This window comes from Ferruginibacter sp. (assembly GCF_014377975.1).
Classification (GTDB): Bacteria; Bacteroidota; Bacteroidia; order Chitinophagales; family Chitinophagaceae; genus Ferruginibacter.
This window is the reverse complement of sequence record NZ_JACMOO010000264.1, coordinates 1-4,549: the sequence shown is the minus strand read 5'-3', so window position 1 is coordinate 4,549 and position 4,549 is coordinate 1. Positions and strand designations below refer to the sequence as shown.

The following is a 4,549-nucleotide window of genomic DNA, read 5'->3' as shown; positions in this document are numbered from 1 at the left end:
AGCCATCGCCATTGCAGGTACCCGTTAGTGTAACCACTGCGTTATCAACTTTTGCTTCTGTGCCTGAATAGTTTTTACTCGAATCAATTAATGCAGCCACTTTCTTTTGTATCACAGCATCGCCTGAAGAATTATTACAGGCAGTAAAAGAAAAGGCTATAAGCGCAATGAAGAATATTTTCCTTGCAGGCTTCATATAAATAGTTGACATAATGCTAGATTTTATTGATTAACTAATTAATGCTTAAAAGGAGTAGGATCTTTATCATCTTTCGTTTGAGTACGTTTTACATAAAACGGCAGTATAACAGATACGATTGCTCCGTTGAAGAAACACAACAAGGTAGCCGCTGCAAACAGCTCTGGAGCAAGGCCACCTGTTTTGCTATGGATGGTGGTAGAGGGTGCATCCTTAAGTACTTTACTTGAAGGGCCAGACAGAATAAAACCACTATCCATTATCATCAGTAATAAAAAACAAAAAAGTACCGATAATAATACCCCCACGATAGTAGTTACTAGTGATGCAAATACAAGCCCACCCGTACTTTCATCGCCTCCCCTTATCTTACTTGCTTTAACAGTTGTAATAGCAATTGTAAAGAAAAACAAAAGGCTTCCAACATACAATATCCACGAAGCAGTATAGTCTGCCAACTTGATAAAAATGAATGCACAAATACAAAATAGTAATGAAGCTATTGCCCCTGCAGTGACAGTGAACTTCCAGTTTATTTTTTTGAACATAATTAATCAGGTGGCAATATCGTGCCGAATTGGAAAAGGCCGCACGGAAATCATCCTTCACTTTTATTTTCCTTTAATTGCCGTACTAATATTGCTTAAACCGGTTTCCACCTTTTAGCGTAAGAAGTTCTTTCTGAAGATTTTATTAATGTATAGGAAATGATTGTACTGTTAATGTGTAAAAGATGCAACTTCTTTAAATATTTATGTAATCAATTATGATCAAAACTCGCTCAACTTTTGGTTGTTTATATAAGTTGTTATTGTAAAAGGATAAACCATTTTTCACATAATTATTATTTTGGCATGAATCCATTTCGTGTATATGATTGTTTAGCTTTTTATGAAGGCTTGGTTATTCCCATGCATCGGTATAATAGAATTATTGCTTTTATTGATAGTAATTATCCTGAGCAAGATTATTAGGTGGTAATTTTTAAATGTGCGAATGGATTCAAATTTGATATCACATTAAATTAAATAGAGGGGCCATTCTTATTTGGATTATATACGATGGATTTATTAACCATACTTTTCGGGTAATTGATTTAAAGTAGTTATTACCGTGCCTATCTCTTCTCCAAAGTCCCTTTCTGTTAGTGAAGAGAAAAAAGATAATGATTTACACACCTTGATTTTTACCGAACAGTTAGTTTGTCGGAACTCATTAAAAATTAAAATATAAATATATGCAACACAATATTAAAAGTTTGATTGGTTTTAAAATGGCTGCCACAGATGGCGAAATCGGCGAAGTAAAGGAGTTTTATTTTGATGATGAAACTTGGGCTATCCGTTACCTGATTGTAGAAACCGGTAATTGGTTCTCTAATAAAAAAGTATTGATTGCACCCCAAGCGCTATTGGTGACACATTGGGCAGATAAAAACTTTCCGGTCAACCTAACTAAAGAACAGATAAAAACCAGCCCTGATATTGATACAGACCAGCCCGTTTCTCATCAGCAGCAAATTGAAATGTATGGCCATTATGCGTGGGAACGTTATGGTGGAAGCGGATTTTATGCAGGAGGTTCTGCAGCTGTAATGGATCTTCCCCCGGTTGTAGATGAAGAAATTATAAAGGAGAATGATGCTGCAAATAACCATGCAGATTATGATACGCATTTACGAAGCACTGAAGCAGTTTCCGGGTACTACATCCATGCTACCGATGGCGATATCGGCCATGTAAAAGATTTTATTATTGATGATACAACCTGGGAAATTACTGACTTGGTAATTGATACACAAAATTGGATTGGAGGGCATAAAGTGTTGATACCGGTTCGCCATGTTAAAGAAATACAGTCGTACGATTTTAAGATTATGCTGGACGTTTCTATGGCATTTATAAAAGATGAACCATCTTTTGATGAAACAACTTTAACTACCGGCAAATCCGTATAACCCCTCCTTAACCAGCTAATAACCATGCAGCGGCAATTTAAAAGCTTGCCAGCATACGGGGCTTGATACTTGTACGATCATATTTAATGAAAGAACAAAAGATATTGCATAAATTATACGAAGAGCTTGTGAAGCTTCAAAAGGAAATCATATCCTCCAACCTTAAATTGCTGGTAATATTAGAGGGCAGGGATGCCGCAGGCAAAGATGGCACTATCAAAAGAATTACAAAACACCTTAGCCCAAGGGAAACAAAAATAGTGGCATTAGGCAAGCCATCCGACAGGCAATCGCTGGAATGGTATTTTCAGCGTTATGTTGTTCATTTACCAATATCAGGAGAGTTTGCAATTTTTAACAGGAGCTGGTATAACCGTTCGGGGGTGGAAAAAGTGATGGGGTTTTGCACAGATGAAGAGTATAAAACTTTTTTTACCCAGGTAGGTTTATTTGAAGAAATGTTGGCTAATGCAGGCTTTATCGTACTGAAATATTACCTGGATATTAGTAAAAAAGAACAACAGGCAAGGCTGCTCGACCGCAAAAAAAATCCGCTGAAGCAATGGAAGATAAGCCCCATTGATGACCAGGCACAACACTATTGGAAAGAATATTCAGATGCCAGGGACAAGATGCTATCGAAAACAAATTTTAAGCATTCTCCCTGGTTTATAGTTAAGGCAGATGATAAAAGCAAAACCCATATCGCTCTTATTACACACCTTCTTAGCGAATTGCAATATCAAAACAAAGACAAAAAATTATTGTCAAATGATTATGGGGAAGTATTTCCCGCAAGCGGGAAAAATATAGCCGATAAGTTATATTGATTTTAGTAAAAAGGAATGTATAGCCTGATAGCAATCAGTATAAGTGCTGCAGTTCATCATTTTCCTTTCATGATGTTTGTAAGAGTTTTGACTAAGCGCCAAGTAAGCGTGTTGGTCATTTTAAAACACAGTTACCTGCCGGTTTAGTATAAGCTTTTATAATAAGTATTGATTTTCTTTTGTCAATATTTAGAAGGTATAAAATATAAATCTATTAATGAATAAGCCTTCAAACGAAACAACCTACAAAATAAATAACGGCAAAATTATTTCCGTTCGTGGCAGCGTAGTGGATGTTTTTTTTGAAAACGATTTGCCTGCGATCAATAGCTTGCTGCATACCGGAAAGGATAAAAATGTGGCAATAGAAGTATTGACACAATTGGATGGCCACAAGGTGAGGGGAATTGCGCTTACACCAACACAAGGGCTATCAAGAGGTATGATGGTGCAAGCCAGTGGTAAAGAATTAACCGTACCAATTGGTAAAAATATAATGGGGCGCATGTTTGATGTATTTGGCAATACCATCGACAAAGGCGAGCCGTTAAAAAACATGGAGCAGCGCAATATCCACCAAAATCCGCCAACACTTGCAAAGCGTTCCACAAAATCGGAAGTATTTATAACAGGCATAAAAGCCATAGACGTATTGATACCGCTGGAACGTGGTGGCAGCGCCGGTTTATTCGGCGGTGCCGGTGTTGGCAAAACAGTTTTGCTTACAGAAATGATCCACAATATGGTGGGGCATAATAAAGGCGTAAGTATGTTTTGCGGCATTGGCGAACGTTGCCGCGAAGGGCAGGAATTATATACAGAAATGAAAGAAGCTGGCTTGCTGAAAGACATGGTGATGTTGTTCGGGCAAATGAATGAGCCACCCGGTGCAAGGTTTCGCGTGGGGCACGCTGCACTAACCATGGCAGAGTATTTCAGGGATGACGAAAGAAGGGATGTGCTATTGCTGATAGATAATATCTTCAGGTTTATACAAGCAGGTATGGAGGTAAGCGGGTTGATGGGGCAGATGCCTTCCCGACTGGGTTACCAGCCAACAATGGGTACCGAGTTATCTAAGCTGGAAGAGCGCATAGCCAATACCGATACGGGTGCTATCACATCTATACAGGCGGTGTATGTTCCCGCAGATGACTTGACCGATCCTGCAGCGGTGCACACGTTTTCACATCTCTCTGCATCTATCACTTTGTCCCGTAAAAAAGCTGGTGAAGGATTGTATCCTGCCATTGACCTGTTGGAATCCAACTCTAAAATGTGCACGCCCGGCATCATCGGCGAAAGGCATTACAACCTTGCACAACAAATAAGGGAAACACTGGCACAATATAAAGAGCTGAAAGATATAATTGCCATGCTCGGTTTAGAACAATTGTCAGCTACAGACCGCAGCGTAGTAAGCAGGGCAAGAAAGCTGGAAAGATTTTTTACCCAGCCATTTTTTGCCACCGAACAATTTAGCGGCATCAAAGGAAAACAGGTAAGCCTGGAAGATGCTTTAAGTGGCTGTGAGCGGATATTGGCAGATGAATTTAAAGACTT

The 4,549-nt window shown here is 38.8% G+C and carries 5 protein-coding genes; 3 read left to right on the top strand and 2 right to left on the bottom strand.

Translation table 11 applies throughout. The features are described 5' to 3' along the window. Together H7254_RS13915 and H7254_RS13910 are read right to left on the bottom strand one after the other, a co-directional pair. A partial coding sequence (locus tag H7254_RS13915) for a hypothetical protein (protein WP_301933539.1) occupies window positions 1–211 on the bottom strand: 211 nt, incomplete at its 3' end. A gap of 26 nt (window positions 212–237) precedes the next feature. Continuing rightward, on the bottom strand, window positions 238–747 hold the full coding sequence (locus tag H7254_RS13910; RefSeq protein ID WP_301933538.1) for a hypothetical protein: 510 nt from the start codon (window positions 745–747) through the stop codon (window positions 238–240). 689 nt (window positions 748–1,436) lie between these two features. On the opposite strand from H7254_RS13910, the gene H7254_RS13905 reads away from it, so the two are divergent. The 3 genes from H7254_RS13905 to atpD all read left to right on the top strand — a co-directional run. Further along, window positions 1,437–2,156, top strand: a complete 720-nt coding sequence (locus H7254_RS13905) for a PRC-barrel domain-containing protein (protein WP_301933537.1) — start codon at window positions 1,437–1,439, stop codon at window positions 2,154–2,156. 86 nt (window positions 2,157–2,242) lie between these two features. Beyond that, a complete protein-coding gene (gene ppk2 / locus H7254_RS13900; RefSeq protein WP_301933536.1) occupies window positions 2,243–2,986 on the top strand; it encodes a polyphosphate kinase 2 in 744 nt (247 codons plus the stop codon). 217 nt (window positions 2,987–3,203) lie between these two features. Then, window positions 3,204–4,549: F0F1 ATP synthase subunit beta (gene atpD, locus H7254_RS13895; RefSeq protein WP_301933535.1), on the top strand; the 1,346-nt coding region annotated here is incomplete at its 3' end.

Excerpts from the sequence above, each read along its gene's own strand:
- H7254_RS13910 (WP_301933538.1), bottom strand. The coding sequence starts at position 747 with ATGTTCAAAAAAATAAACTGGAAGTTCACTGTCACTGCAGGGGCAATA.
- H7254_RS13905 (WP_301933537.1), top strand. The coding sequence starts at position 1,437 with ATGCAACACAATATTAAAAGTTTGATTGGTTTTAAAATGGCTGCCACA.
- ppk2 (WP_301933536.1), top strand. The coding sequence starts at position 2,243 with ATGAAAGAACAAAAGATATTGCATAAATTATACGAAGAGCTTGTGAAG.